Genomic DNA, 24,566 nt, shown 5'->3' with positions numbered 1-24,566 from the left:
AAGACAGGCTCCTGCCTGCCTTCATTATTCGGCTTGTTAATTCATTACTTAAACATTTCGCTCACCACCAGGTCCTTTGATCCTGGGGTGTACTTGTAGAATCCTTCGCCAGTCTTGGCACCCAGATATCCAGCTGTTACCATATTAACGAGCAGTGGACATGGAGCATATTTTGGATTACCAAATCCTTCATAAAGTACGTTCATAATTGAAAGGCATACGTCCAACCCAATAAAATCGGCAAGCTGCAAAGGTCCCATAGGGTGGGCCATACCCAGTTTCATAACGGTATCAATTTCTTCTACTCCGGCAACTCCCTCATGAAGGGTGATGATCGCTTCATTGATCATAGGCATGAGGATACGATTTGCCACGAAACCGGGATAATCGTTCACCTCTACCGGGACCTTCTTCAGGTTCTTGCTCATTTCCATGATCGTATTAGTCGTCTCGTCGGATGTAGCATATCCTCGGATCACTTCGATCAGTTTCATGACTGGAACGGGGTTCATGAAGTGCATACCGATCACTTTATCTGGTCGCTTGGTAGCAGCAGCGATCTTAGTAATAGAGATAGAAGAAGTATTGGTTGCCAGAATCGCACTATCCGGAGAATTGGCATCCATTGCCTCAAAAATTTTCTTTTTGATGTCAAAGTTTTCGGTTGCTGCCTCTACAACCAGATCCGCGTTTTTCACTCCCTCCTCAGTAGAAGTGAATGTGCTGATGTTTTTAAGTGCTGATTCTTTATCTGATTCAGAGATTTTTTCTTTCTGAACCATACGGTCCAGGTTTTTTGTGATCGTGGCTATTGCTTTTTCCAGTGCAGCCTCGTTGATGTCAATTAATGCAACATTGTATCCATTTTGAGCAAACACATGAGCGATACCATTCCCCATGGTGCCACTTCCGATTACTGATATATTTTTCATTTTGATTCTTTTGGTTCAGTTTGTAAAACAGGAGGAGAAATAATCTTGTTTTAAGATCTTAAGATTTAACAAAAAAAGACCCTGAACTTGGTTCAGGGCTATTGATGTTAGTTATTCTTACCTACGCAATTCAAATCTTCGAAAGCCAGTTTTAGTCGTTCCACGAAAGACTTTTCAGCTTCTCTGATCCATACACGAGGATCATACTTTTTCTTATTTGGCTTGTCTTCTCCTTCGGGATTTCCAATTTGGCCTTGCAGATAGCCTTCGTTTGCCTGGTAGTATCCTCGTACGCCATCCCAGTATGCCCACTGCAGATCAGTATCGATGTTCATTTTAATTGCACCGTAAGAAATTGCCTCTCTGATTTCTTCCCGAGAAGAACCTGATCCGCCATGGAAAACAAAGTTGACCGGGTTGTGACCTGTATTGTGTTTTTCCTGAATGTGATCCTGAGAGTTCTTAAGGATAATAGGGGTGAGCTTTACGTTTCCTGGTTTGTATACCCCGTGCACATTTCCGAAAGCAGCGGCTATAGTAAAGTTGTCACTCACTTCTTTCAATTTCTCGTAAGCGTAAGCAACCTCTTCCGGCTGAGTGTAAAGCATCGAATTATCAACGTCCGTATTATCGACTCCATCTTCTTCACCTCCGGTTACTCCTAGTTCAATCTCCAATGTCATACCCATTTTATTCATGCGTTTGAAGTATTCAACGCAAGTTCCAATATTATCTTCGATCGGTTCTTCCGAAAGATCAAGCATATGAGAAGAATAAAGTGGCTTACCGGTTTGCTCGAAATGCTTTTCTCCAGCATCCAGTAGTCCATCAATCCATGGAAGTAGCTTTCGGGCTGCATGATCCGTGTGTAGGATAACCGTAACTCCATATGCCTCAGCCATTTGGTGCACATGGTGAGCACCAGCAACACCACCGGCTATTGCAGCAGCCTGACCATCATTTGAAAGGCCTTTTCCAGCCATAAAAGCGGCACCACCATTAGAAAACTGAATCATTACAGGAGAATTGATATCTCTTGCAGCTTCTAATACAGCATTCACTGTACTGGAACTGGTAACATTTACAGCGGGTAGCGCAAAGTCATTTTCATTGGCATAATTAAGAAGGTCTGTCACCTCCTGTCCGGTAAGAACACCAGGTCTGAATTTCATTGTATAAGGATTTGAGAGTTATAAACAGAATTTGTTCCGCAAATATAACTTCTACCTCATGGAATGAAAATGATCGATCAAGCTTCGTGGTAAGCTTGCTGAATAGTTTTTGTATCTATTTGTGGATCGGAATCAATAAGCTGAGATTCCGTGTCCCACTTGTAAGCAGCTACAGCGAATAGGATGATCAGGTAAAGCAGTTTGATTAGGATTTTCCACTTCATGACCTTTTGGACACAGCATCGAACCTAAAGGTTTAAAGCGGTTGTAAAAAATGACGGTTTGTAGACGAATGGTTGATATTTGTAGATGAACAAAAAAATGGCGCAACACCTTGAAATTGAGTTTATTGACCTTTTGAGTTGCGCCTTTAGTCCTAAAATTATTTTTCGTTTATTTCTTTCTTCATCATTGCATAATATATAAGGAAGCCAATGGCAATACTCACTGCCTCGATTCCATAAGGCATTGCTTCATCGCCATCAAGTCCCATGGAGTCAATCACAATGAGCCCAAGTCCTCCAAACAAGACAATAATTCCCCATTTCAATGCGCTGTGTCTATTGTCCTTTTTAGTAAATAGGTTGGCTGTCTCTGAGTTTACCATGTCCTTGTCAATGAGTTTCTTTTTTAGTGAATAGTTCGTGAGTGTTGTTACGAAGAGAATCACCGATCCGAAAACGGAGATGATTGCAATAATTGGTATTAAATCGTCCATAATTCTGTAATTTATAGTTTGAACATCTTTTCCCGTTGGACAGGGGAGCATTAAAGAAATGTTGCACTTTCTAAAATATTTTTCTGAGTGCAACATTCTTGTTATAACTACTGACATATTAGGTATCCATGCAAGAAAAAGAACTGGTACGTCAGGTATTGAGTGGAAGCGATTCCGCTATACGGTTGCTTATTGGTAAATATGAGCGACTTGTAATTCATATGGTAGCCAGGGTTGTTTCTGATGATATGGATCGGGAGGAGTTGTGTCAGGATGTTTTTGTAAAAGTGATTGATAAACTGAGCACTTTTCATTTTGACTCTAAACTATCTACCTGGATAGCTACCATTGCCTACCGCATGGCAGTTAATTTTGCTAAGAAGAAGAAAATGGATCAGGTGGGTTTGGATGAAGTAGAGTTTAAAATTGGAGCCGTTTCTGAGGCAACTGAAGAGCAGGACATGAAACGATTCATTCTAAAATTAGTGGATCAATTACCGGTTAATTACAAATCGGTACTGACACTCTTTTACCTGGATGGATTTAGCTATCCGGAGATAGTGGAAGTGACAGGAATGCCGGAAGGAACGGTGAAAAATTATATTCATCGAGCCAGACAGAAACTTAAGAAAATAGTAGAAGAACAAGCAAGGAAGGAGGTAGCATTGCTATGAATAAACAAATAGAAGATTTGATTGATGAGGCGCTGAAGACAGAGCCATCGTTTCAATTAAGAAAGGATTTCAAGGATCGGGTACTGCAGGTTATCAAAAGAAAAGAAAAGGCCAGCCAAAGAAGACTTTATTTATGGATGGCCCTGGGTACACTGGTTATTTTTGGTTTCGGATATGCCACCATAGCCTATTTTATGCCAACAGTATTGGAAAGCTTTGGTGGAGTGACTAATACGCTGGAACAGATTATTCCACTAGGCATTCTTGCCGGAGTAATCATTTTTGCCATTCAATATCTGGATAAGAAGCTCGTCAAGGATCGAATGCTTCACATCTAAAGATTATAGAAATGGCTTATCAATGGGCTCCCAAAGCTCAATTTTTCTACCCTCTGGATCCATGATCCAGCCAAACTTCCCATATTCATACTCCTCTATTTCTCCCACTACCTGAACCCCCTCATTCTTTAGTGTCTCTAGTAGTTCCACCAGGTTTTCCACCCGATAGTTGAACATGTACTCTTTTTCACTGGGGCTGAAATATTTCGTGTCAGCACTGAATGGACTCCAGGCGGTGGTACATTCTTTTTCCTTATCATTATGATCCCGCCACTTGAATAGACCCCCATATTGATCCGACTCGATCCCCAGGTGATCATTGTACCATTTTTTCATTTTCTCAGGATCGTTGGTCTTAAAGAAAATACCTCCAATTCCGGTTACTCGCTTTTTCATATGCTTGATGTTTTGACTCAAATAAAGAGAGAAAAACACCCTGGAAAAAATGAAAAATAAAAATCACCCGAATGGGTGAGGGACTATTTGCCGTCTTGGCAGTCCATATAGTTAGCCATGGCATCTTCAGCTAATGATTGCTGCCTTTTTGCTTCAGCTGCATTGTCAAGTGCGTGCTGAGCTTGCCTCTCAGCTTCCGCCTGAGCATTTTTAGCTATTTCTATTTGCATTTGCGCTTCAATGGCCGCCTTCTCAGCTTCATCCGCTTTGATGAACGCATAGGCAAAAAAGAAAAGGGTGGTAAATGCCAGAATAATGGTTAGGATGTTCTTTTTCATAGTTCAGCTATTTTGACCCTTCACATTCAGCAAGTGCCTGTGCAGCGAGTGCGGCTTGCTCTCGTGCTTCTGCTGCAGAAGCTTCTGCTATTGCCTGCAACTCCATGGCTTGTTCTCTTAGTTTTTCTACCTCCTGTCTTTGCATTTCAGCTTCCATGCGTGCTTTCTCTGCTTCGTCTGCTTTAATGAAGGAATAAATTAGAAATGAGATACTGATCAGCCCCAAGAAGCAGAATGTGATGATTTGTGTGGTCTTGTTCATTTGTCTTCGAATGATTAGTCGGTCCAGTAAATATATAAATGCCAATAGCGTGGCGATTAATGCAGTCAATGGCGATTCAAAATAGGTGGCAGGGAGTAAGGCAATTACGCCAACCAGTTTTAGGTAGTCCACCCAGTGCTGATCTTCTCTTGATTGAAATCTTTGGAAGTAAATAAAGGCCAGTACTGCTGCCATTAAAGCAGGCAACCAGCTTCCAATAGTTTCATAATACTCGTTTCTGAGGTGAATGGTGATCAACCACAGGGCAAAGGCAACTACTGTTTGTTTACTCCAGAAAGTGTGAGGATTGTCCAGTAAGAAGTAATAGATAACAACAAGTCCTAAAAGTATTACCAAAAGTAGGTTACTGACATTATCACTAAATATTTTCTGAATTAGAATAATAAGAACCGTGAACAGTAACCACGGAACTCCATACTTAAAGATGTCTTTCATGTGCGGCGGTGATTAGGTTAATTTTTATTAAAAATACTGGTTTTGGCGCACTCTTTGAACCGCTCACAAAAAAACTGCTATTTTTAAAATCAATCTTTTCAATATTGCGTTGAAAGAATACGTCTAAAAATTTATGTACATGTATAAGTTGTTGTTGATAGTTGGGTTTGCACTTCTCACTTCATTCGGAATTTCAACCGAATACAGTGAAGATATTCATTTCTTTATTGAAGGAGATACGCTAAAGACACTGGAGCCAAAAGAAGAGCACCCGAGTGAGGCGTATGTAATTACCAATCTTTTAAAACGCATCCATTATCGGAAGCTTCCACTGAATGATTCCATTTCATCTGTCATTTTTGACAATTATCTGGAATCGCTTGATCCTAATAAGGCCACCTTTTATGCTTCTGATATTGAAGGATTTGAATCTTACCGCTTCAAACTAGATGACCAGATTCCAGAAGGTGACCTGCAGTTTGCCTATGATGTATTCGATTTATACCGCAAGCGCTCACTTAGCCAAATTGATTATGTTTTCAAGCTTTTGGAAACGGAGTTTGATTTCTCTAAAGAAGAGTACTATGTTTTTGACCGAGAGGATGCAAGCTGGCCACAAAATCAAGGAGATAGAAACGAAATCTGGAGAAAGATCATTAAGAATCAGGCACTCAGCTATAAACTGGCAGGCAGAGAGTGGGAAGACATTTCTGAAAGTCTGACAAAAAGATATCAACGCATTCAAAAGGCTATTTATCAATATAATAGTGAGGATGTATTTCAGAGTTATATGAATGCATACACCAATGCATACGATCCTCACACCGATTACTTTTCTCCACCGGATGCCGAAAATTTCCAGATTGATATGAGTCTTTCGCTAGAGGGAATTGGAGCACGCCTGATGCAGAACCTTGACTACACTCAGGTGGCTGAAATTATTCCGGGAGGACCGGCCTATAAGAGCAAGCAGCTTCACAAAGACGATAAAATTATCGGTGTAGCACAGGGTGACGATGGAGAGTTTTTAGATGTGATCGGATGGAGGCTGGATGACGTTGTAGCTAAAATTCGGGGTGAAAAGGGCACAGTAGTAAGACTCCAAATCCTGAAAGCCAGTGATGGCATTAATGCATTGCCTGACACGCTGAGACTGGTCAGAGAAAAAATCAACCTGGAGCAGCAGGCAGCTAAGTCTGAAATGATCCCAATTACAGAAGGGAATACCACTTACAACCTGGGTGTGATTACTGTGCCAAGCTTCTATCTCAACTTTGATGAATTGAGAGCTGGTAAGGAAGATTACAGAAGTACAACCAGAGATGTGAAGAATTTGATCACGGAACTGAAAGCCCAGGGAATGGACGGTCTACTCATCGACCTCCGTTTCAATGGGGGAGGTTCTTTGCAGGAAGCTATTGAAATGAGCGGGCTCTTTATCCCAGACGGACCTGTTGTTCAGGTGCGTAATTACGATCAGTCAGTAGATAAAATGGACGATGAGGACGGAGGTGAGGTGTTCTATGACGGACCGCTGGCTGTATTGGTAAATCGAGGCAGTGCATCAGCTTCTGAGATTTTCTCTGGAGCGATTCAGGATTATCGCCGAGGTGTTATCATTGGTGAAAGCACATTCGGTAAAGGCACAGTTCAAAACATCATCGATTTGAGCCGCTACATCAGAAATCCGGAGTTGAATCTGGGTCAGCTCAAAATGACGCTTGCTAAATTCTACCGGGTTACCGGGAGCAGCAACCAGCGTGTAGGCATAGCACCAGATGTACAATTCCCATCCATTTATTCTCAGGAAGATTTTGGAGAGGCCAGTCGTGAAAATGCACTTCCATGGGATGAAATTACCAGTGCGAAATTTAAACCGACCAATACGATCTCGGAGGAATTGCTGGACTACCTTAATGCGCTATACAGAGAAGACTTAAACACAGATCCGGACCTTCAAAAACTGGTGAGAGATATTGAAAAGGCTAAGGAGAGTAGAGATAGAAAGTCAGTTTCATTAAATCTGGAAACCCGAAGGGCAAACTCCAATGACGAAGATGATTTGGCAACCGCGGTTGACAATACGGACATTGCCGAGAAGGATGAGATTGATGAGAAGCTGAAGAAAGACCCATACCTAAAGGAAGGCCTTAGACTTTTAGCTGCAATGAAGAAATATAAGATTGGCTAGGCAACCATTTCAGAATTTCTTCATCATTATATCAGAACCTAATTATTATAAATACATGAAGAAATCAATTATAGCTATTCTTTTCCTGATAAGTTTTTCAAGTTTGGCTCAAAATACCCTTGCTAAGGCTGAGCTGGAGGCTGAAAATGTTGATGAAGTCCGTATCGAAGGATCATTTGTGGATGTGTATGTCAATTCAGGTGACAAGGTGTACTTCAAAGGTATAATTACTGGTAATGGAGATGAAGGCGATTATCGATTCGAAACGGATATTGTTGGCAAGACACTGGTGATCCGGGTGGACAGAAAAACAAGCAGGAGCTGGCGCAACTATCGAATCACTGAATCCCGGATTGATGTGACAATTACAGATGGGGTTAAATTGGATATTGACAATTCATCCGGAGATATAAATGTGGCAAACCTTCGAGCTTCATCATCCAATATTGAAGCTACGAGTGGTGATATCACGCTGCGTAGTATTGTGGCGAATTTAAACGTGGAGACTTCCAGTGGAGATATTGATATCGATGGGTTAACTGGTGATTCGGAGATTGAATCTACCAGCGGAGATCAGGAAATATATAATTCCAGGGGGAATATTGAAACAAGAGCCAGCTCTGGAGATATCACCGTTTCCGGCTTTAATGGAAAAATTGAAATTCAGGCTACCTCTGGGGATGTGGATGTTAGAAAGGGGGTAGGTGCTTTGAAAATACGAACCTCATCAGGCGAAATTGATGGGTATGGAATTGAGGTGAATGATGATTGTTATTTTGATGCTACTTCAGGAAATATTGAAATAGATTTTACAAATGACCTGGATGATCTGAGCTTTGATTTGACTGCCACGTCAGGAGATTTAGATGTAGGAAATCGGTCCGGCGAGAAACGATTGGTGATTGACCGAGGTGGAATAAAAATAACGGGCACCACCTCCAGTGGTGATCAGGAATACGAATAAAAAAAGGCTGGAATATTCCAGCCTTTTCTTTTATTGACCAATCTGAAAATTATGCATGCTCCAATTCAGGTGCTATAGGAAAATCAATATCTGTTTCAGCGATGTGGTTTGTATAATTTGTTATCGTATTAACTGCTATAAAACCAATTAGCTCAGCTAAAGAAGCTTTATTGTATCCTACACCAAAGAAGTTGTTAATGTATTCCTGATCCGGATTTCCCCGGGTAATAGTCATTTGCTTAGCCAGGTCTGTTAATGCTTTCAGTTTTTCATCCTGGATATCGCCTGTCCTTATTGCTACGGTCTCATCTTCAGTGAGTCCTTGCATCTTACCTACAGTGGTATGTGCCGCCAGGCAATAGTCACAGGCATTTTCCTGCGCCACCGATAAAGCGATTGCTTCCACTTCTTTTCCATTGAATTCTCCATGGGAGAGCGTGTTGTTAAGGTCCAGGACACCTTTGAGTGCCTTCGATGAATTGCCAATGGTCGCATACACATTAGGTACGTTTCCCAACTTAGCTTTTAAGCCCTCAAATATCTCTTTCGATTCATCACTGGCTTGTTCAACGGTTAAAGCTTCTAAATTTTTCATTTTTGATTGTTTATGTTTTTGAATATTTGTATCAATCAAACAAGTCTTGTTTATTGAGGTTCTTTCAGTTTGGGACTATGAAGGCCTATGTCATACACTTGACGATTTTACACTTTGTGTCTAATAATTGGAACTAGTTGATAGGGGAAGAAAATCCACTTTTGTTTAATAGCTATCAAATAGACATTTTTGCCGGTGACGAAATTTTAACCTAACCCAAAAGCACATATGGAAAAGCCATATATTGATTCTAACACCAGCTTACCGGAAATTACCGTCAAGGCAGTATTTCTTGGAGCTATTTTATCTGTAGTACTTTCAGCTGCTAACGCATACTTTGGCTTGTTTGCTGGCCTCACCGTTTCCGCATCAATTCCTGCTGCAGTTATTTCAATGGCCCTTTTAAAGGTCTTTAAAAATTCAAACATCCTGGAAAACAACCTTGTACAAACAGCCGCTTCTGCTGGAGAGTCATTGGCTGCAGGTGTGATTTTCACTATTCCTGCCCTGGTGATCATGGGCTACTGGGAAGAGTTTAACTATTTCGAAACAATGGCAATTGCCATGTGTGGAGGTGTTCTCGGAATATTGTTCACTATACCTTTGAGAAAGGCTTTGATCGTTGAAGAAAATCTGAAATTCCCTGAGGGTGTTGCAACGGCAGAAGTGCTAAAGACAGGAGAAGAAGGAGGTAAGGCAGTTAAATACCTCGTTTGGGGATCAATCATTGGTGGGCTTTTCAAGCTTTCAGATTCTGCACTGAATCTATGGAGTGGCTTATTTGAAAGAGCAACACTCATTGGTCAAAAATTTTATGGATACTTCAGCTTAAACCTTTCTCCCGCATTGGTAGCTGTAGGCTATATCGTAGGGCTCAATATTGCATTTCTTGTATTCTTTGGTGGAGTTATCACCTGGTGGATTGCCATGCCGATCTATATAGGCTCTGAAGGTTTTGAAGCAGTAGCTGCAGAGTTGGTAGCATTAGGGAGCTTTAGCAGTGTAAGTGATGTGAATGTGGATAATATGGGAGGAGCACTGTGGAGTGCCAAGATGAGATACTTGGGAGTAGGAGCCATGGTAGTGGGAGGTCTATGGGCGCTTTTGAGTCTGGCTGGCTCACTGGGAACGGCATTTAAAGCAGGGATTTCAGCTTTCAAGAAAGGCGGTACTTCAATGAAGGATCAAATCAGAACCGAAATGGACACTCCAATGTCCTGGGTGATCATTGCCATTGGTGTCATGGTGGTTCCGATATTTTTGATCTATCAATCTGCAATTGGAGATGCGACGGTGACTACTACAATGACACTTATTATGGTGGTGGCAGGTTTCCTATTCGCAGCTGTGGCTGGCTATATGGCCGGTCTCGTAGGTAGCTCCAACAACCCTATCTCAGGAGTCACCATTGCAACGATACTTTTTGCATCCATTCTACTTCTTACCTTGATGGGTACTGGAAATGAAATGGCAGGTGCAGCAGGAGCCATCTTAATTGGAGCAGTGGTATGTTGTGCAGCAGCCATAGCCGGTGATAACATGCAAGATCTTAAAGCAGGACATATCCTGGGTGCGACTCCATACAAGCAGCAAATCATGCAGGTAGTGGGAGTTGTATCGGGAGCCCTTGCAATCCCAATCGTATTGAATATTTTACTAATTGGAAACGGAATTGGTGCACCTACACCCGAGCAACCAGAGGCATTAGCAGCACCTCAGGCAACATTAATGATGAGTGTGGCACAAGGGATCTTCGGTGGGGGACTGCCGTGGAACATCATCTATATTGGAGCAGGTATTGCTGTGGCTATCATTGCATTTGACCAATACCTAAAATCAAAAGGGTCTGACTTTAGAATGCCAGTACTTGCTGTTGCAGTGGGTCTTTATCTTCCGTTTGAACTTGATTCATCCATTTTTGTGGGAGGTGTACTTGCCTATATGCTATCCAAGGCCACCAAGTCAAATAAGAATGTGGAGCGAGGCAATAATGCAGGCTTGTTGCTGGCTTCAGGACTTATCACAGGGGAAGCATTGATGGGAATTCTTATCGCTGGTCTTACCGTGGGAGTAATGAAGTCAGGAGGTGATCCAAATGCAATGAGGATCTTTGAAGATGTTTCCAGCTGGCCAGGGTTAATCATCTTTGGCTTGATCATATACTTCATATATAAAATGGTAATCAAAGTATCTAAAGAAGAAGATTAGACTGTTCGATACTGAACGAATATACTGTACACCTGGCTTCACTATTAAATGTAGGGTCAGGTGTATTTTTTTGTAAATCAGCTACTTATACAATCTGGCATGATTTTGACCTTAATGGAAGTGAAAACTCAATAACCCATGCTTAAGAATTATCTAAAAACAGCAATTAGAAACCTTTCACGCAACAAGATCTATAGTATCCTGAATGTGTTGGGTTTAGCGCTAGGAATTGGATGCGCTTTGGTGATCTACAAGGTTATTGTTTATGAAAATAGCTTTGATAAACATCAGGAGCATTATGAAAACATCTATCGAGTAGTTGGTCAGGGTATTCGGTCAGGTGACGTTTCAAAAGGCATGGGAACGCCTCACCCTGTTGGTCCTGCTTTAAGAGAAGACTATCCGGAGATTAAAAATGTTGTACGAACCCATTATGACTATGGAGATCAGATCAATGTAAAGGACGGGGTTGATATTAAGAAATTTTTGCTTGAAGAGGGGGTTGTATATACCGAGAATGCTTTCTTCAAAATATTCAGTGCTGAATTTCTGGCTGGAGACAGCAAGACAGCTCTCACCGAGCCAAACACCGCAGTGATTTCTGCCTCACAGTCACGAAAACTGTTTGGATTAAGCGAGGGAGATGAGTCCAAAGCGATGGGAGAAACTTTTAATGTAGGTAATCTAATAGATTTCAAGATTGTAGGTGTTATCGCTGATCCTCCTGAGGCAACAAACTTTCCTTTTACCGTACTTTTAGAATATAATGGACAGGCTGCCAGCAATCCATATTTTGGTGAAGGGAAACGATGGAATTCAACGGCTTCAAATACGAATACATACATTCTTGTTGGAGATGATTTTAACCAGGAGGCATTCGACACTAAGCTAATAGACTTTGTGGAAAAGCATTACGAAGAAGGGGCCTCTGAAAGAAGAAGGTTTGTCACTCAGCCTTTGGCTGATATTCACTTTGATGATGAATACGGAAACTATGTTTATTCCACATCTCCGGCTCTCATAAAAGCCCTTGGTATCATCGCGATCTTTCTGGTATTGACGGCATGCATCAACTTCATCAACCTTGCTACTGCTCAGGCGGCCAACAGATCTAAAGAGATAGGCATTAGAAAAGCAATAGGGGGTTACTCGCGACAGTTGGTCATTCAGTTTTTTACTGAAATCACATTGATTACTCTGGTAGCATTATTTTGTTCACTGGCAATCGCTGAGTTTTTATTTGTTCAGTTGGAAGATGTCATAAGCACTCGTTTAACATTGGACTTATTTTCCGGATTTGAAACCCTCGGCTTTTTACTTATTCTTTTGGTGATGGTTAGTTTTCTTTCGGGATTTTATCCATCCATCTTGCTGAGCGGGATGAATACGGTAAAAGCTTTGAAAAGTAAGATCACTGCCAGGGAACATTCCGGAGGACTTAATCTTCGCAAGGCACTAGTGGTTGCTCAATTCACCATTTCCCAGTTTTTGATCATTGGCACGGTTATCATTTCAGCGCAAATGCGATATTTCATAGAAAAAGACCTGGGTTTTGAAAAAGAGGCAATTGTAAAAAGTTATCTACCTGAACGTGACGAAGTAAAAAACGCGCGATTTAAGGCTATGATGCTTGAGAATCCTTCGATCCAGGATGTAACTTTTTCACTGAGTTCGCCAACTGGAAACTCCAATTCTCACTCAAATTTCAACTACCCACCTTTGGATATTGAAGAAGACTACAATGCCAGCTTCAAACCAGCAGATGAGCATTATATGAATCTTTATGGATTGGAACTTCTTGCAGGTAGAGATCTTAGAAAAGATGATAGCTCGAATTATGTTATTATAAATCAGCAAATAGCTGATCTAATGGGTTTTAAAGACAAATATGAAGGAGCAATTGGAGAACGGCTAACTTCTGGATGGAGTGGAGATAAAAAAGTTATTGGGGTTATGAAGGATTTTCATTCTCGGGATTTGAGCGAAGGGTTTCAGTATGTGATGCTATTAAGAGATCCAGAGGTGTATTATGAAGTTGCATTTAAGACGAAAGATGGAGTCAATGTCAAGCAAGCCATTACCCACTTTGAGTATACATGGGAGAAGGTGTATCCGGAGTATGTTCAGAATTGGCAGTTCTATGATGAAGAGCTAGCTGAAAATTATGAGCAAGAGCAAAGTGTCGCTACATTAATGACTACTTTTTCCGCAGTTTCAATAATCATTGGGTGTTTAGGGTTGTACGGCTTGATCGCCTTTATTTCTGCTAACAGAACAAAGGAAGTGGGTATTAGAAAGGTGCTGGGTGCATCAGTTCTTGGTATTATCGGGAAGTTTACCAAAGAAGTTTTTGTACTTGTAATTGTAGCATTTTTGATTGCTGCTCCGGCTGCCTATTATATTCTCAATCAATGGCTAAATGATTACGAGTTTAGGATAGCTATTGGATTTGAGTTCTTTGTGCTGGCATTCCTTGCTACCTTATTGATAGCTGCATTAACGGTTAGTCATCGTACCATCAGCACAGCATTGATCAATCCTGCGACTACCCTAAAAGACGAATAAATCAGGTTTTAAGAGCAGTCTGATGAATGAATTTTCTTCGGGCTGTCTCTTTATAAAATTTGACACAGAAGCCTGCCAAACTTTCCATATATTTGACGGATTCGCAATTTTTGCAACACCTGATATATGAGTAAAGAACAGTTTAGTAACCGCTGGGGGATCGTGCTGGCGGCTCTTGGAATGGCAATAGGTGCTGGCAACCTGTGGCGCTTCCCGAGACTAGCCGGACAATATGGCGGCTCTTTTATTTTACTATGGATCTTGTTTTTGTTTATTTGGTCCATTCCTCTCTTACTTTCAGAGTTTGCAATTGGTAAAAAATTTAAAAGCGGAGTTATCGGAAGCTTCGCTCGGTTTGCAGGAAAGAAGTATACCTGGATGGGTTTTTTTATTACCATCTGTACGCTGGGTATTGCCTTTTACTACTCCATCGTTACTGCCTGGTCTTTTAGATATCTGACATTTTCATTGGGAAACCTCTTTAAGGAAGCAACGCTTCAGGAATCACTGCAGGCAAACCCTGATTATCTGGCCAACTTTTGGAACGGAATTTCCAATGGCGATTGGATTACAGTCATTGTGTATATCTGTGTGATTTTCCTGGCTGCATTCATTTTGATTCGAGGTGTAAAAAATGGACTGGAAAAAGCCAATAAGTTGCTTATTCCCAGCCTCTTCATTTTATTGATCATTATCGTAATCGTTTCCCTAAACATGGAAGGGGGTGTTCGTGGGCTGGAATATATGTTTGCAATCGATTGGACCCTATTTAGCAATCCAACGATCTGGATTGAAGCCTTGTCTCAATCTGCATGGAGTACGGGTGCAGGCTGGGGATTGATGATGACCCTATCCGCTTTTTCCAGGGATAATGAAGACGTGACACTCAATACATTTATTGGTGCATTTGGAAATAACACAGCTTCGCTACTTTCAGGTATGGCTATACTCCCAGCCGTATTTGCGTTGGCAGCTTCGGATGCAGAAGCCATATCCTATCTTCAATCAGGCAATCAGGCATTGACCTTCACCATTATTCCGATGCTTTTTGCCAATGTGCCTGGAGGTGACTATCTGTCTGCGCTATTCTTTCTGGCACTTTTTGTAGCTGCTTTTAGCTCATTGTTGCCAATGATCGAGCTGTTTCTGCAAAATGTAGCTGACTTAAATATTTCTAAGAGAAAAACATTGGTTGTAGTGATCGTCTGCTTCATCGCATTCGGTTTCCCTTCGGCATGGTCACTCAATTACTTTTCTAATCAGGATTGGGTGTGGGGCGTTGGGTTGATTGTAACCGGTTTATTTATCTTGATAGGAGTGGCCATGAATGATCCGGTCAGATTTAAAGAATCCACGATTGATGTAGGATCCGATATGATACTCCCTTCCGGTTTTTTCAAGTTTGCGATCTTCGCAAATGTCGCCGTTGGCTTCTTTCTTATCTACTGGTGGTTGTCTCAGGATTATAGTTCCACCTGGTTTAATGAAGAAGGACAGTGGGATCTCTTTGGAACATATAGCAATGCATCTACCATCACCCAATGGGGGATAGTGATCATTGCAGGATTGATTTTAAATGGATATTTATATAAGAAATTTGTGAAGCAATGAGCACAGGAGCAATCATCAGTATGATCGTCATTCTAACAGTAGTCGTAGGCGGCTTCCTTTATTTTTTAACGAGAGCAATCAAAAAAGAACGTAACATCAATGGATAAAATTGACCCGCTAAATCAGGTAGCAGATTTTCACAAAACATTCAGGCATCCCATTCTTGAAAGTCCACAAATTCCCTCAGCAGATCGATGTAAACTCAGAGTATCGCTAATCGCTGAGGAACTGAAGGAACTTCAGGAAGCGATTGATGATAACGATCTGGTTGAGATTGCCGATGCTCTTTGTGATATACAATATGTACTTTCAGGAGCTGTACTCGAGTTTGGACTTGGCGAAAAATTCAAAGAATTGTTTGAAGAAGTGCAGCGCTCCAATATGAGCAAGGCGTGTGAAACGGAAGAAGAGGCTCAAAAGACCGTGGAATATTATAAGAATGAAAAAGACACTGCGGGATACTATGAAAAAAGAGACGGTAAGTATCTGGTCTTTAGAAAAGGTGATAACAAAACCTTGAAGTCTATTAATTACTCACCAGCAGATTTAAAATCAATACTGGATAGGTAGGGGGTCAGCTAAAACGATTGTTTATAATGCGTTATGCGACGACTTTTTTCTTTAATAGTATTTCTACATCTAATCGTTTATGCTGGTAATTGTCAAACGATCAAGATTCTTTTTGTTGGCAACAGTCTGACTTATACGAATAACTTACCCAACCTGGTTGAAAAGGAAGCCAAGAAGCGAGGGTTCAAATTGAAAGCAACGTCATTGGCCCATCCCAATTATGCCATCATCGATCACTGGAACGATGGCGAGTTGCAAAAGCGTATCATGAGTAAGAATTATGATTACGTAATCGTACAGCAAGGCCCATCATCACAAGCGCAGGGCCGAGAAATGTTAATAGATGATGGAGCGAAGTTGAAAAAACTGTGTGATAAATACGATGCAAAACTGGCTTACTTTATGGTTTGGCCTTCCCAGACATATTATCACACGTTTGATGGAGTGATTAAAAATCACCGTGATGCAGCAATTGAGAATGACGCCATTCTTTGTCCGGTAGGAGAGGCATGGAAGGCATACTTTGAAGAAAATGAGGATTATTCTTTATATGGGACTGATGGATTTCACCCATCTCCAAAAGGGAGCCGCCTGGCTGCCAGAGTAATAGTAGATACACTTTTTGGAGATGGATAATTTGAAAAGGTTTGCAGACTTGCCAATTAGATTGGTAGTTGGATTTCATCTAATCTACGACACACAGGATAATGTATTTTCCTGGGGGAGAATGCTGGAGTTTAGGGATTTTCTCGACGCTTTCAATATGCCTTTTCCATTGATGTCTGCTATCACTTCAGTATATGCTCAGTTTATATGCGGCATTCTCTTTATTGTTGGGTGGAAGGTTAGATTAGCCGGAATAGTGATGATTTTCAATTTTATAGTTGCTATCCTACTTGTGCACATGAATGATCCATACCCAATCATATACCCAGCAATTTCAATGTTGGCAGGAGCTGCTTTCCTGGCCTTAAATGGGGTTACTAAAGTGAGCGTAGAATACTGGCTACAAAATAAAAATGACAGCAATTAAAGCTGTCATTTTAGTAGAGTTGGTGATTGAGTGATTTTTTTAGTTAACCCGAGTCATATATACGTTCCTATCACGTTCATGCTCATCACTTACAAGAATTCCATCGATTAGCTTCCATTCATCGTCATCTGAACTGATGTGAAAGTCATCATCATCGTCTTCAATGTCTTCAATGACCAGGTATCCCCGCTTGTTGATGTACCATGAGCCTCTCTCCGTTTCTGTTTCGTCATAAGCATGGACAGTGATCTTTAGATCATTATCTGATTGAAACTCAAAATAGATTTCAATATCCTCCATGATGCCGCCCACAAAACCAGAGATAGCCTTAATAAACACTTCTTCTAGCATAGTATCAGCATCTTCTGCTTCTTCTTCCATTTCCTCTTCAATATCAATGACTAGCTTCCAGGTACCTATGATATCTTTCTCTTTTACTCGTTGTGCATCAGCTACAAATGCAATGCAAAGAGCGAATACAAATAGTGCAATTGTCCTTTTCATTTTTGGTTGTATTTTGTTATGCAAGGTACTAGTTATACTCAAATAATTTTAAAAGGTTTCGTGTAGGCTGAACTATCTCCGACTGATCACTATTTTATACCTTTGCAGACGGATTTTTAAAGAGAATTATGTTTGATAGTTTAAGTGTAAAACTGGATCGTGCGTTTAAAACGCTAAAAGGGCAAGGTCAGATCACAGAGATCAACATTGCTACCACCATTAAAGAGATCAGAAGGGCGCTGGTAGATGCCGATGTAAACTATAAGGTAGCAAAAGATGTAACCGATAAGATCAAAGAGGAAGCACTTGGTCGTGATGTATTGATAGCTGTTTCTCCTGGACAATTGCTAACAAAAATCGTACAGGAGGAGCTCACGAAGTTGATGGGGGAGACTAATGTACCCATCAGTGCAGACGGAAATCCAAATACAATTCTCATATCAGGTCTTCAGGGATCTGGTAAGACCACCTTCAGTGGAAAGCTTGCCAATCACCTCAAAAAGCAAGGGCGAACCGTCTTACTGGCTGCATGTGATATCTATCGTCCGGCTGCAATCGATCAACTAAAAGTCTTAGGTGAACAGATAGGCGTAGAGGTTTATGCAGAGCCTGAAAACAAAGACGCGGTAAAAATTGCGAAGAATGCCATTAAATATGCTAAAGATAATGGGAAGAAATCACTGATCATAGATACAGCGGGTCGTCTGGCGGTAGATGAACAGATGATGAATGAGATATCGAATCTCAAAGAAGCTGTGAAGCCGGCAGAGACGCTCTTCGTTGTGGACTCCATGACAGGACAAGATGCGGTGAATACAGCGGCTACTTTTAACGAACGACTAGATTTTGATGGAGTAGTTCTCACCAAGCTTGATGGTGATACACGTGGTGGTGCAGCTTTATCAATTAGAAAAGAGGTAGAAAAACCAATCAAGTTTATCTCCACTGGAGAGAAAATGGATGCGATTGACTTGTTTCATCCCGATCGTATGGCCAGCAGAATCCTGGGTATGGGTGATGTTGTCAGCCTGGTGGAGCGTGCTCAACAAAACTACGACGAGGAAGAAGCACGTCGGATTAATAAGAAAATCCGAAAGAATCAGTTCGGGTTTGATGACTTCCTTGCTCAGATGGAGCAGATGAAAAAGATGGGGAGTATGAAAGACTTGCTGGGCATGATTCCAGGCATGGGAAAAGCAATCAAAGATATTGATATCGATGACGATTCATTGAAACCAATTGAAGCGATCATTAAGTCCATGACGCCAAAAGAACGTACTCAGCCTGAGATACTTAATGGTACACGAAAGCAACGTATTGCAAAAGGTAGCGGCACTTCTATTCAGGAAGTAAACCAATTACTAAAGCAATTTGAGCAGATGCGCAAGATGATGAAGATGATGAATAAGTCTGGAGGGAAGCGTGCTCTTGCCAACATGCTTGGTGGCATGAAGTAATTGACTGATTAATCGCACGTACTTAGCTGACATTCGTCCTTTAATGGGGTACTGAATATGGCTAGATTGGATTTTATCACATATCCATCAAAGTCATGAAAAATATTCTTGTACCTACCGACTTTTCAAATTTATCAGAATATGCACTTGAATTTGCTATTTCATTAGCAGAGGCATTGGAAGCACGGGTCACCGTTATTCATTGTGAGGATGTTCCATTGGGAGATATGTCTCTACATTTATCAGGAGAGGCCGGAGGAAGCACTATTTCAGAAGATTCTTTATTTAAAGCACAGCTTTTCCGAGCCAATAAGCAAAAGCTAAAGGCACTGGAACATGATTTTACTACTGAAAAAGTGCTGGTTCATAGTCAGCAATATGGTGGTGGATTTTTGAAAGGGATCACGCATTACATTGAAAAGCATCCGGTGGATCTGGTTGTCATTGGCACTACAGGCCAGGAAAGCATTCAGGAGTTCTTTAGCGGAAATCACACAGAACAGCTCATAGACAATCTAATGGTACCGGTTGTCTCCCTGCAGGATCAACAGTTTCATCCGATTGAAGATATTGTGCTGGGTCTTGATATGGAAGACGAGAAATATACCCAAAGAGCATTCGAGCAGGTAAAAGTAATCTGCGAGGCTCTGGGCTCTACCTTGCATATCATAGATGTGACTCGATCTAAGGATGATGAGGAAATGATGCAATTGCTCAACAAGGTTGCTAAGATTGCTAACCTGTCAAATTATATGGTCGATGCAATAGAGGATCGCAATCCAAATGAGGCTTTACTTGATTATGCAGAGGGAACGGACGCAGGATTGATTATTGTGTTGTCAGAAGCAAAAGGTGGGCTTTACCGATTTATTAACCACTCATTTGCATCAAAACTCACAAAGAAATCTTCTATTCCTGTAATGACGATTAATAAGAGGAATCTTTAAATAAAAAAAAGGTTAGCATGTAGACTAACCTTTTTGATTGAATGTTTTTTGAAGTTACTTATCGTATGTCACCGCCTTAATCGCCTCGATGGTTCTCTCAACATTTGGCAAAACTTCTTCAATAAGAGTCGGGGCGTAGGGTAGAGATACATCTTTATTTGTAATCCTATGAATTGGTGCGTCTAACCAATCAAAAGCGTTTCTCTGTACGTGGTGACTGATTTCTGAAGAGATAGAAGACAATGGCCAAGCCTCTTCCACAATGACCAATCGATTGGTTTTCTTCACTGATTCAACAATGGCATGATAGTCGATTGGTCTTACAGATCTTAAGTCAATTACTTCCGCTTCAGTTCCCTCTTTAGCCAATTCCTCGGCAGCTTGATTAGCTACTTTCATCATTTTACCAAACGACACGATGGTCACATCGGATCCGTCTCTCACCACATTCGCCTGACCGATTTCAAGCAGATATTCTTCTTCTGGTACTTCGCCTTTGTCTCCGTACATCAGCTCAGACTCCATAAAGATTACCGGATTGTCATCCCTTATGGCTGTTTTCAAGAGTCCTTTAGCATCGTATGGATTGGACGGCACTACCACCTTTAGTCCTGCCGTATTAGCATACCAGTTTTCAAAGTTTTGTGAGTGCTGTTGACTAAGTTGACCGGCATTTCCGGTAGGTCCCCGAAAAACAATGGGTACATTGTACTGGCCACCAGACATGGAGAGCATTTTAGCGGCACTGTTGATCACCTGATCGATAGCAACGAGAGAAAAGTTGAATGTCATGAATTCAATGATAGGACGGAGGCCGTTCATGGCTGCTCCCACACCAACACCAGCAAAACCAAGCTCAGTAATTGGTGTATCAATTACACGCTTAGGTCCAAATTCATCCAACATGCCCTGGCTTACTTTATAAGCTCCATTATACTCTGCTACTTCTTCACCCATCAGGAAGATATTCTCATCTCTCCTCATTTCTTCACTCATGGCTTCTCCAAGTGCTTGTCTAAACTGGATTTCTCTCATTGTGTCAGTCGTATTTTTCGGTGTGCTAAATTAATGATGAACGAGCGATTATCGGCTCATTTTTGCCTGCTTTTCATGAACGGTAATTTCTGGAGGGCATAAAAAAACCCCGCAAAAGCGGGGCTTAAAATTATTTGCTAAGAAGGGTTGATTTACTTAACCGCTTCGTTTACTGCGTCAGCGTAGTTCGTGAACTCAAGATCGTTCAATGCCATGTCCTTGTAAGAAGGCTCAGCATCAACCGCTTTCTTAAGGTTTGATCCTACTTCAGAAGCGTTGTTTTGTCTTGCAGCAGAAACAGCTAGTAGATAGTATGCATCAGCTCTTTCCACTTGCTTGAATTCAGCGTCAGCCATGCTGTAGTCTCCGCTTAGCAAATGAGCAAGTCCTCTGTCCACTATCACGTTATCGTTATTTGTAGCGGATGCGAATGAAGCTTTAGCTTTATCATACTCAGCCATTCTTACTTCAACAGCACCTTTCATCGCATTTACTCTTCCGTTGATGTCGTTTGACGAAGAGCTAACACCATTAAGTGTTTCATACGCTGCAGCGTAATCACCTTGTAGAACCTGAACAGCAGCCATATTTGATTGTACTTCAGCAGCAGAGCTCATTTTGTTCATTGCGATCTCAAGTTGAGTAGCCGCACCATCTAGTTTAGACGCATCACCTCTTTTAGCCATTTCAATATGAGCAGCAGCAAGGTTGTTATGTGCTTGCCACATGCCAGACTTGTCAGCAGCAGCTTTGTAGATAGCAGCTTTTTCTTCAAGAGAAGGAGTAAGTGTAGCGCTGAACATCAACTCTTCAATAGAAAGTGTATCTGCTTCAGCTTCACCATTTACAATTGCTTTTGCAAGAACAGCAATCTCTGCATTAGACTTCTTAGGCTTCACTGTCAAAACTTCAGTTTGAGCAGATCTTAAGCCTGGGTAGATGTCTTTGAATACTTGCTTGTAGGTAGAAAGCTTTTGCATTTCTTTTTCTTTCTCTACGAAAGAACCAGATCCATTGATAATGTTTGTATACTGACCTTTCTCATCGTCGCTAATGCCATCATATGAAGCAAGAGCAGCCTTGAAAGCGCTCCAGTCCTGGATGACAGGCTTAAGGATAAAGTCGATAGAGTCAGCAGCTCCTTTATAATCGTAACGATCCATTCTGTTTCTGTAGAATTTCTCGATTTCTTTTGCACGATTTTCTGATAGATCGCTGTTGATTGTTTCAGAACCTTCTGGTGAGTGAGTACCTGTAATGGTAACAGTTCTGGTAACGTTTTTCTCAGCGATGAAACCACTTAGCTCATCTCTCTTAGATCGGTTTGTTTTTCCGTCGTAAGAAAGAGAAGTTCTAAGGTTTGATCTTCCCTGATCAAAGTAGAAGTTCACATTGGTAGGAACCAACTCTTCTTTATCGTTGTAGCCGTGATCTGCGTAAGAAACCATGGCAACATCTTTAATCCATTGAGAGGTCATAACCAAACCTTGAGCAACTGCTAGTCGATCAGTTTCTTTGGTTTTTCCATTTCTAGTGTCCGTAGCAACTCCCTGCACGTAAAGCGTGCCAGGATTCATGCCTTCCTGGTAAGGGAATGAAAAGTTTTCAACTTTTCTGGAAGTTGTGCTAGAACTGTTAGGGAAGTCCGAGGCTTGGAATTCAATTGACCCAACGCTCACTTCCTGATCACCATATACGTATATAGTGTTTAGTGTGAAGCTTGTGTTTGCTGGAAGAATTTTTGGAGGTAGAACAGCGCTCATTTCAAACGGAACGTTTCCACCGTGTACCTCAAGTGGATTAGGGTCTACCTGAAGATCATTCTCCTGAGCCAATTTTATCATTTTGTCGAGCTTACAACCAGAAAGCAAGATTGCTCCGGCAGCAAAAGCCATGGCTAGGTTAAATTTTTTCATTTGATTCAGTTTTTTTAATTGTACAAACAATAAATAGTATAATTCTTAGTTATAGTGCTCGCAAAATTAATCGAAATTATCATTTATATGCACTAATAAACCAACTATCTAAAAGATGTATTGTTTATCTTTGTGATAGTCTAACAAATTGTATGCAAGACTTTTTGGAAAAATATGCTTTTGGTGTTTGCACCCGCTTGGGTGAGAAGTTTCGTATACCTACATCAAGCATTCGACTGTTCTTCATCTATGCGTCTTTTCTGACATTCGGTTCTCCGGTTATTATCTACCTGGGATTGGCATTCATAATGAATTTTCGCAAAATTTTGAGAAGAAGAAATAATACACTCTGGTATTACTAGAGATCGCTATATCGCTTATTCCTCTTGATATAGTACTCGAAAATCATAAGCTTAGACTTAGGTGCTGCAGAGATTAATTTTCGCTTTCCAATGTTTTTCCCTAAGCGAGTCAAATTCGCAAAATGAGCCTTGAAAACCGCAATCATGTGTCTGGGCCTTCCTTCGAGTAGAAATTTCATTGCGGCCACCCAGTCCAGAAGTATTCGGACAGGTATTTTCGATAGTAATTTGCTCAGGGGTAAATTCTTTATCAGAAGGCTCAGTCCATTTCTGAAATTAAGGTAGGTCTTAAATGGGCTTGTTTTGCTTAATGTTCCACCTCCGACATGATAAACCACCGATTTTGGGATTGATTTGATTTTATAGCCTAAGCTGTGAATACGCCAACAAAGGTCGATTTCTTCCATGTGGGCAAAGAAATCTTCATCAAAACCACCTGCCTCCAGGAACACCTTGCTTCGAATCAGCATACACGCACCCGAAGACCAGAAAATATCAATGGGTTCATTGTACTGGCCTGAATCAGCTTCCAGATGATCGAAAATTCGTCCCCTACAAAAGGGATAGCCTAGAAAGTCAACGAATCCGCCACAAGCACCCGCATATTCGAATAATGCGCGATGATTGAAGTCTTTAATTTTTGGCTGACAGGCAGCATACATTTGATTCTCGTCTAAAAACTGCTCTAAGGGATCAATCCAGTTTTTAGTGACTTCAACGTCGGAATTCAGCAGCAGAAGATAGTCTGCTTTTACCGATTTTAGTGCCTCATTGTACCCTCCGGCAAAACCATAATTCTTTTCTAGAATAATAAGCTTTACTTGTGGGAAGGCATGTTTTAAGTACTCAACAGAATCATCGGTGGAAGCATTATCAGCGACATAGATATCAGACTTTCCTGAGTGCTCAATGACTCCAGGAAGAAACTTTTCGAGGTAAGTTCTCCCATTATAATTGAGTATGACAACAGCTGTTTTGGTCATTTACATCATGCCTGACAGGTCCATACCGGGAATATTGGGCATGAGACCTTCTGTTGACTTTTTGATATGTTCTTTGGCCTGGATGTCAGCATTGCTGACTGCTTTATTCACAGCCGCAATGATCAGGTCTCGCATCATATCTTTATCTGCCGTATTTACCAGTGAATCGTCAATTTCTAAACCAATCAACTCTTTGTTGCCATTTGCCGTGGCTTTGACCATTCCACCACCTGATTCACCCTCCGTTTTGATATCTTTTAGTTGATCCTGGGCCTCTTTCATTTTGGATTGCATCTCCTTCACCTTGCCCATCATTTTCATCATATCAAACATATCCTT

27 protein-coding genes are annotated in these 24,566 nt (G+C 41.2%); 14 read left to right on the top strand and 13 right to left on the bottom strand.

The features are described from left to right. Positions 1-44 precede the first annotated feature (44 nt). From ACP14Y_RS01825 to ACP14Y_RS01810, 4 genes are all read right to left on the bottom strand, one after another. Positions 45-932, bottom strand: a complete 888-nt coding sequence (locus ACP14Y_RS01825) for a 3-hydroxybutyryl-CoA dehydrogenase (RefSeq protein WP_424961266.1) — start codon at positions 930-932, stop codon at positions 45-47. Positions 933-1,039: 107 nt separating this feature from the next. Beyond that, positions 1,040-2,104 carry a class II fructose-bisphosphate aldolase gene (fbaA, locus tag ACP14Y_RS01820; RefSeq protein ID WP_424961265.1) on the bottom strand — a complete coding sequence of 355 codons (1,065 nt, stop codon included), beginning with the start codon at positions 2,102-2,104 and terminating at the stop codon, positions 1,040-1,042. A 77-nt stretch (positions 2,105-2,181) separates the two neighbouring features. Next, positions 2,182-2,328 carry a hypothetical protein gene (locus ACP14Y_RS01815; RefSeq protein ID WP_424961264.1) on the bottom strand — a complete coding sequence of 49 codons (147 nt, stop codon included), beginning with the start codon at positions 2,326-2,328 and terminating at the stop codon, positions 2,182-2,184. Between the two features lie 158 nt (positions 2,329-2,486). Then, on the bottom strand, positions 2,487-2,822 hold the full coding sequence (locus tag ACP14Y_RS01810) for a DUF6249 domain-containing protein (RefSeq protein WP_424961263.1): 336 nt from the start codon (positions 2,820-2,822) through the stop codon (positions 2,487-2,489). A 128-nt stretch (positions 2,823-2,950) separates the two neighbouring features. Between ACP14Y_RS01810 and ACP14Y_RS01805 the strand changes: the two genes are divergently transcribed. Together ACP14Y_RS01805 and ACP14Y_RS01800 are read left to right on the top strand one after the other, a co-directional pair. After that, positions 2,951-3,496 (top strand): RNA polymerase sigma factor, encoded by a 546-nt coding sequence (locus ACP14Y_RS01805; protein ID WP_424961262.1) that lies wholly within the window; start codon positions 2,951-2,953, stop codon positions 3,494-3,496. Beyond that, the gene (locus ACP14Y_RS01800; protein ID WP_424961261.1) at positions 3,493-3,834 is read left to right on the top strand and encodes a hypothetical protein; all 342 of its coding nucleotides are present in this window, start codon (positions 3,493-3,495) and stop codon (positions 3,832-3,834) included. Before ACP14Y_RS01805 ends, ACP14Y_RS01800 begins: the two co-directional genes overlap by 4 nt. Before the next feature lie 3 nt (positions 3,835-3,837). Here the strand turns inward: ACP14Y_RS01800 and ACP14Y_RS01795 are convergent, their stop codons facing one another. From ACP14Y_RS01795 to ACP14Y_RS01785, 3 genes are all read right to left on the bottom strand, one after another. After that, on the bottom strand, positions 3,838-4,230 hold the full coding sequence (locus ACP14Y_RS01795; protein WP_424961260.1) for a VOC family protein: 393 nt from the start codon (positions 4,228-4,230) through the stop codon (positions 3,838-3,840). 83 nt (positions 4,231-4,313) lie between these two features. Further along, on the bottom strand, positions 4,314-4,568 hold the full coding sequence (locus ACP14Y_RS01790; RefSeq protein ID WP_424961259.1) for a hypothetical protein: 255 nt from the start codon (positions 4,566-4,568) through the stop codon (positions 4,314-4,316). A 7-nt stretch (positions 4,569-4,575) separates the two neighbouring features. Then, positions 4,576-5,286 carry a hypothetical protein gene (locus tag ACP14Y_RS01785; RefSeq protein ID WP_424961258.1) on the bottom strand — a complete coding sequence of 237 codons (711 nt, stop codon included), beginning with the start codon at positions 5,284-5,286 and terminating at the stop codon, positions 4,576-4,578. Between the two features lie 139 nt (positions 5,287-5,425). Here ACP14Y_RS01785 and ACP14Y_RS01780 point away from each other — a divergent pair, with 139 nt between their 5' ends. Beyond that, a complete protein-coding gene (locus tag ACP14Y_RS01780) occupies positions 5,426-7,477 on the top strand; it encodes a carboxy terminal-processing peptidase (RefSeq protein ID WP_424961257.1) in 2,052 nt (683 codons plus the stop codon). Positions 7,478-7,532: 55 nt separating this feature from the next. Beyond that, positions 7,533-8,441 carry a DUF4097 family beta strand repeat-containing protein gene (locus tag ACP14Y_RS01775; protein WP_424961256.1) on the top strand — a complete coding sequence of 303 codons (909 nt, stop codon included), beginning with the start codon at positions 7,533-7,535 and terminating at the stop codon, positions 8,439-8,441. A 49-nt stretch (positions 8,442-8,490) separates the two neighbouring features. Here the strand turns inward: ACP14Y_RS01775 and ACP14Y_RS01770 are convergent, their stop codons facing one another. Next, entirely contained in the window at positions 8,491-9,036 is a 546-nt protein-coding gene (locus ACP14Y_RS01770; RefSeq protein WP_424961255.1) for a carboxymuconolactone decarboxylase family protein, read from the bottom strand. Between the two features lie 228 nt (positions 9,037-9,264). On the opposite strand from ACP14Y_RS01770, the gene ACP14Y_RS01765 reads away from it, so the two are divergent. The 7 genes from ACP14Y_RS01765 to ACP14Y_RS01735 all read left to right on the top strand — a co-directional run bounded on the left by ACP14Y_RS01765 (position 9,265) and on the right by ACP14Y_RS01735 (position 17,023). Further along, complete coding sequence (locus ACP14Y_RS01765) at positions 9,265-11,244, top strand: OPT family oligopeptide transporter (protein WP_424961254.1); 1,980 nt, start codon at positions 9,265-9,267, stop codon at positions 11,242-11,244. Positions 11,245-11,382: 138 nt separating this feature from the next. After that, positions 11,383-13,809 carry an ABC transporter permease gene (locus ACP14Y_RS01760; protein ID WP_424961253.1) on the top strand — a complete coding sequence of 809 codons (2,427 nt, stop codon included), beginning with the start codon at positions 11,383-11,385 and terminating at the stop codon, positions 13,807-13,809. Positions 13,810-13,935: 126 nt separating this feature from the next. Then, the gene (locus ACP14Y_RS01755; RefSeq protein WP_424961252.1) at positions 13,936-15,420 is read left to right on the top strand and encodes a sodium-dependent transporter; all 1,485 of its coding nucleotides are present in this window, start codon (positions 13,936-13,938) and stop codon (positions 15,418-15,420) included. Further along, positions 15,417-15,527 (top strand): MetS family NSS transporter small subunit, encoded by a 111-nt coding sequence (locus ACP14Y_RS01750; RefSeq protein WP_349562734.1) that lies wholly within the window; start codon positions 15,417-15,419, stop codon positions 15,525-15,527. The genes ACP14Y_RS01755 and ACP14Y_RS01750 overlap by 4 nt, the downstream gene beginning before the upstream one ends. Next, the gene (locus tag ACP14Y_RS01745; RefSeq protein WP_424961251.1) at positions 15,520-15,990 is read left to right on the top strand and encodes a hypothetical protein; all 471 of its coding nucleotides are present in this window, start codon (positions 15,520-15,522) and stop codon (positions 15,988-15,990) included. Before ACP14Y_RS01750 ends, ACP14Y_RS01745 begins: the two co-directional genes overlap by 8 nt. A 33-nt stretch (positions 15,991-16,023) precedes the next feature. Further along, a complete protein-coding gene (locus ACP14Y_RS01740; protein ID WP_424961250.1) occupies positions 16,024-16,626 on the top strand; it encodes an SGNH/GDSL hydrolase family protein in 603 nt (200 codons plus the stop codon). Next, positions 16,619-17,023 carry a DoxX family protein gene (locus tag ACP14Y_RS01735; RefSeq protein WP_424961249.1) on the top strand — a complete coding sequence of 135 codons (405 nt, stop codon included), beginning with the start codon at positions 16,619-16,621 and terminating at the stop codon, positions 17,021-17,023. Before ACP14Y_RS01740 ends, ACP14Y_RS01735 begins: the two co-directional genes overlap by 8 nt. 39 nt (positions 17,024-17,062) lie before the next feature. Here ACP14Y_RS01735 and ACP14Y_RS01730 read toward each other — a convergent pair whose 3' ends face one another. Then, positions 17,063-17,527, bottom strand: a complete 465-nt coding sequence (locus tag ACP14Y_RS01730) for a hypothetical protein (RefSeq protein ID WP_424961248.1) — start codon at positions 17,525-17,527, stop codon at positions 17,063-17,065. A 128-nt stretch (positions 17,528-17,655) separates the two neighbouring features. Between ACP14Y_RS01730 and ffh the strand changes: the two genes are divergently transcribed. After that, on the top strand, positions 17,656-18,984 hold the full coding sequence (gene ffh / locus ACP14Y_RS01725; protein ID WP_424961247.1) for a signal recognition particle protein: 1,329 nt from the start codon (positions 17,656-17,658) through the stop codon (positions 18,982-18,984). Positions 18,985-19,079: 95 nt separating this feature from the next. After that, on the top strand, positions 19,080-19,931 hold the full coding sequence (locus ACP14Y_RS01720) for a universal stress protein (RefSeq protein WP_424961246.1): 852 nt from the start codon (positions 19,080-19,082) through the stop codon (positions 19,929-19,931). 54 nt (positions 19,932-19,985) lie between these two features. On the opposite strand, the gene ACP14Y_RS01715 is transcribed toward ACP14Y_RS01720, so the two are convergent. Beyond that, complete coding sequence (locus tag ACP14Y_RS01715; RefSeq protein WP_424961245.1) at positions 19,986-20,966, bottom strand: pyruvate dehydrogenase complex E1 component subunit beta; 981 nt, start codon at positions 20,964-20,966, stop codon at positions 19,986-19,988. 152 nt (positions 20,967-21,118) lie between these two features. Further along, on the bottom strand, positions 21,119-22,882 hold the full coding sequence (locus tag ACP14Y_RS01710; protein WP_424961244.1) for a tetratricopeptide repeat protein: 1,764 nt from the start codon (positions 22,880-22,882) through the stop codon (positions 21,119-21,121). Positions 22,883-23,034: 152 nt separating this feature from the next. On the opposite strand from ACP14Y_RS01710, the gene ACP14Y_RS01705 reads away from it, so the two are divergent. After that, the gene (locus ACP14Y_RS01705) at positions 23,035-23,244 is read left to right on the top strand and encodes a PspC domain-containing protein (RefSeq protein WP_424961243.1); all 210 of its coding nucleotides are present in this window, start codon (positions 23,035-23,037) and stop codon (positions 23,242-23,244) included. Here the strand turns inward: ACP14Y_RS01705 and ACP14Y_RS01700 are convergent. Together ACP14Y_RS01700 and ACP14Y_RS01695 are read right to left on the bottom strand one after the other, a co-directional pair. Beyond that, entirely contained in the window at positions 23,241-24,227 is a 987-nt protein-coding gene (locus ACP14Y_RS01700; RefSeq protein WP_424961242.1) for a glycosyltransferase family 2 protein, read from the bottom strand. The two genes, ACP14Y_RS01705 and ACP14Y_RS01700, sit on opposite strands and share 4 nt — an antisense overlap. Then, positions 24,228-24,560 carry a YbaB/EbfC family nucleoid-associated protein gene (locus ACP14Y_RS01695; RefSeq protein ID WP_424961241.1) on the bottom strand — a complete coding sequence of 111 codons (333 nt, stop codon included), beginning with the start codon at positions 24,558-24,560 and terminating at the stop codon, positions 24,228-24,230. It abuts the gene before it with no gap. Positions 24,561-24,566 lie beyond the last annotated feature (6 nt).

It is taken from the genome of Ekhidna sp. (assembly GCF_965247405.1).
Classification (GTDB): Bacteria; Bacteroidota; Bacteroidia; order Cytophagales; family Cyclobacteriaceae; genus Ekhidna.
This window is presented reverse-complemented; position numbering and strand designations above follow the sequence as displayed.

Excerpts from the sequence above, each read along its gene's own strand:
- ACP14Y_RS01710 (WP_424961244.1), bottom strand. The coding sequence starts at position 22,882 with ATGAAAAAATTTAACCTAGCCATGGCTTTTGCTGCCGGAGCAATCTTG.
- ACP14Y_RS01795 (WP_424961260.1), bottom strand. The coding sequence starts at position 4,230 with ATGAAAAAGCGAGTAACCGGAATTGGAGGTATTTTCTTTAAGACCAAC.
- ACP14Y_RS01750 (WP_349562734.1), top strand. The coding sequence starts at position 15,417 with ATGAGCACAGGAGCAATCATCAGTATGATCGTCATTCTAACAGTAGTC.
- ACP14Y_RS01800 (WP_424961261.1), top strand. The coding sequence starts at position 3,493 with ATGAATAAACAAATAGAAGATTTGATTGATGAGGCGCTGAAGACAGAG.
- ACP14Y_RS01775 (WP_424961256.1), top strand. The coding sequence starts at position 7,533 with ATGAAGAAATCAATTATAGCTATTCTTTTCCTGATAAGTTTTTCAAGT.
- ACP14Y_RS01730 (WP_424961248.1), bottom strand. The coding sequence starts at position 17,527 with ATGAAAAGGACAATTGCACTATTTGTATTCGCTCTTTGCATTGCATTT.
- ACP14Y_RS01790 (WP_424961259.1), bottom strand. The coding sequence starts at position 4,568 with ATGAAAAAGAACATCCTAACCATTATTCTGGCATTTACCACCCTTTTC.
- ACP14Y_RS01810 (WP_424961263.1), bottom strand. The coding sequence starts at position 2,822 with ATGGACGATTTAATACCAATTATTGCAATCATCTCCGTTTTCGGATCG.
- ACP14Y_RS01740 (WP_424961250.1), top strand. The coding sequence starts at position 16,024 with ATGCGACGACTTTTTTCTTTAATAGTATTTCTACATCTAATCGTTTAT.
- ACP14Y_RS01780 (WP_424961257.1), top strand. The coding sequence starts at position 5,426 with ATGTATAAGTTGTTGTTGATAGTTGGGTTTGCACTTCTCACTTCATTC.
- ACP14Y_RS01705 (WP_424961243.1), top strand. The coding sequence starts at position 23,035 with ATGCAAGACTTTTTGGAAAAATATGCTTTTGGTGTTTGCACCCGCTTG.
- ACP14Y_RS01815 (WP_424961264.1), bottom strand. The coding sequence starts at position 2,328 with ATGAAGTGGAAAATCCTAATCAAACTGCTTTACCTGATCATCCTATTC.
- ACP14Y_RS01695 (WP_424961241.1), bottom strand. The coding sequence starts at position 24,560 with ATGTTTGATATGATGAAAATGATGGGCAAGGTGAAGGAGATGCAATCC.
- ffh (WP_424961247.1), top strand. The coding sequence starts at position 17,656 with ATGTTTGATAGTTTAAGTGTAAAACTGGATCGTGCGTTTAAAACGCTA.
- ACP14Y_RS01755 (WP_424961252.1), top strand. The coding sequence starts at position 13,936 with ATGAGTAAAGAACAGTTTAGTAACCGCTGGGGGATCGTGCTGGCGGCT.
- fbaA (WP_424961265.1), bottom strand. The coding sequence starts at position 2,104 with ATGAAATTCAGACCTGGTGTTCTTACCGGACAGGAGGTGACAGACCTT.
- ACP14Y_RS01785 (WP_424961258.1), bottom strand. The coding sequence starts at position 5,286 with ATGAAAGACATCTTTAAGTATGGAGTTCCGTGGTTACTGTTCACGGTT.
- ACP14Y_RS01745 (WP_424961251.1), top strand. The coding sequence starts at position 15,520 with ATGGATAAAATTGACCCGCTAAATCAGGTAGCAGATTTTCACAAAACA.
- ACP14Y_RS01770 (WP_424961255.1), bottom strand. The coding sequence starts at position 9,036 with ATGAAAAATTTAGAAGCTTTAACCGTTGAACAAGCCAGTGATGAATCG.
- ACP14Y_RS01720 (WP_424961246.1), top strand. The coding sequence starts at position 19,080 with ATGAAAAATATTCTTGTACCTACCGACTTTTCAAATTTATCAGAATAT.
- ACP14Y_RS01735 (WP_424961249.1), top strand. The coding sequence starts at position 16,619 with ATGGATAATTTGAAAAGGTTTGCAGACTTGCCAATTAGATTGGTAGTT.
- ACP14Y_RS01715 (WP_424961245.1), bottom strand. The coding sequence starts at position 20,966 with ATGAGAGAAATCCAGTTTAGACAAGCACTTGGAGAAGCCATGAGTGAA.
- ACP14Y_RS01805 (WP_424961262.1), top strand. The coding sequence starts at position 2,951 with ATGCAAGAAAAAGAACTGGTACGTCAGGTATTGAGTGGAAGCGATTCC.
- ACP14Y_RS01825 (WP_424961266.1), bottom strand. The coding sequence starts at position 932 with ATGAAAAATATATCAGTAATCGGAAGTGGCACCATGGGGAATGGTATC.
- ACP14Y_RS01700 (WP_424961242.1), bottom strand. The coding sequence starts at position 24,227 with ATGACCAAAACAGCTGTTGTCATACTCAATTATAATGGGAGAACTTAC.
- ACP14Y_RS01765 (WP_424961254.1), top strand. The coding sequence starts at position 9,265 with ATGGAAAAGCCATATATTGATTCTAACACCAGCTTACCGGAAATTACC.
- ACP14Y_RS01760 (WP_424961253.1), top strand. The coding sequence starts at position 11,383 with ATGCTTAAGAATTATCTAAAAACAGCAATTAGAAACCTTTCACGCAAC.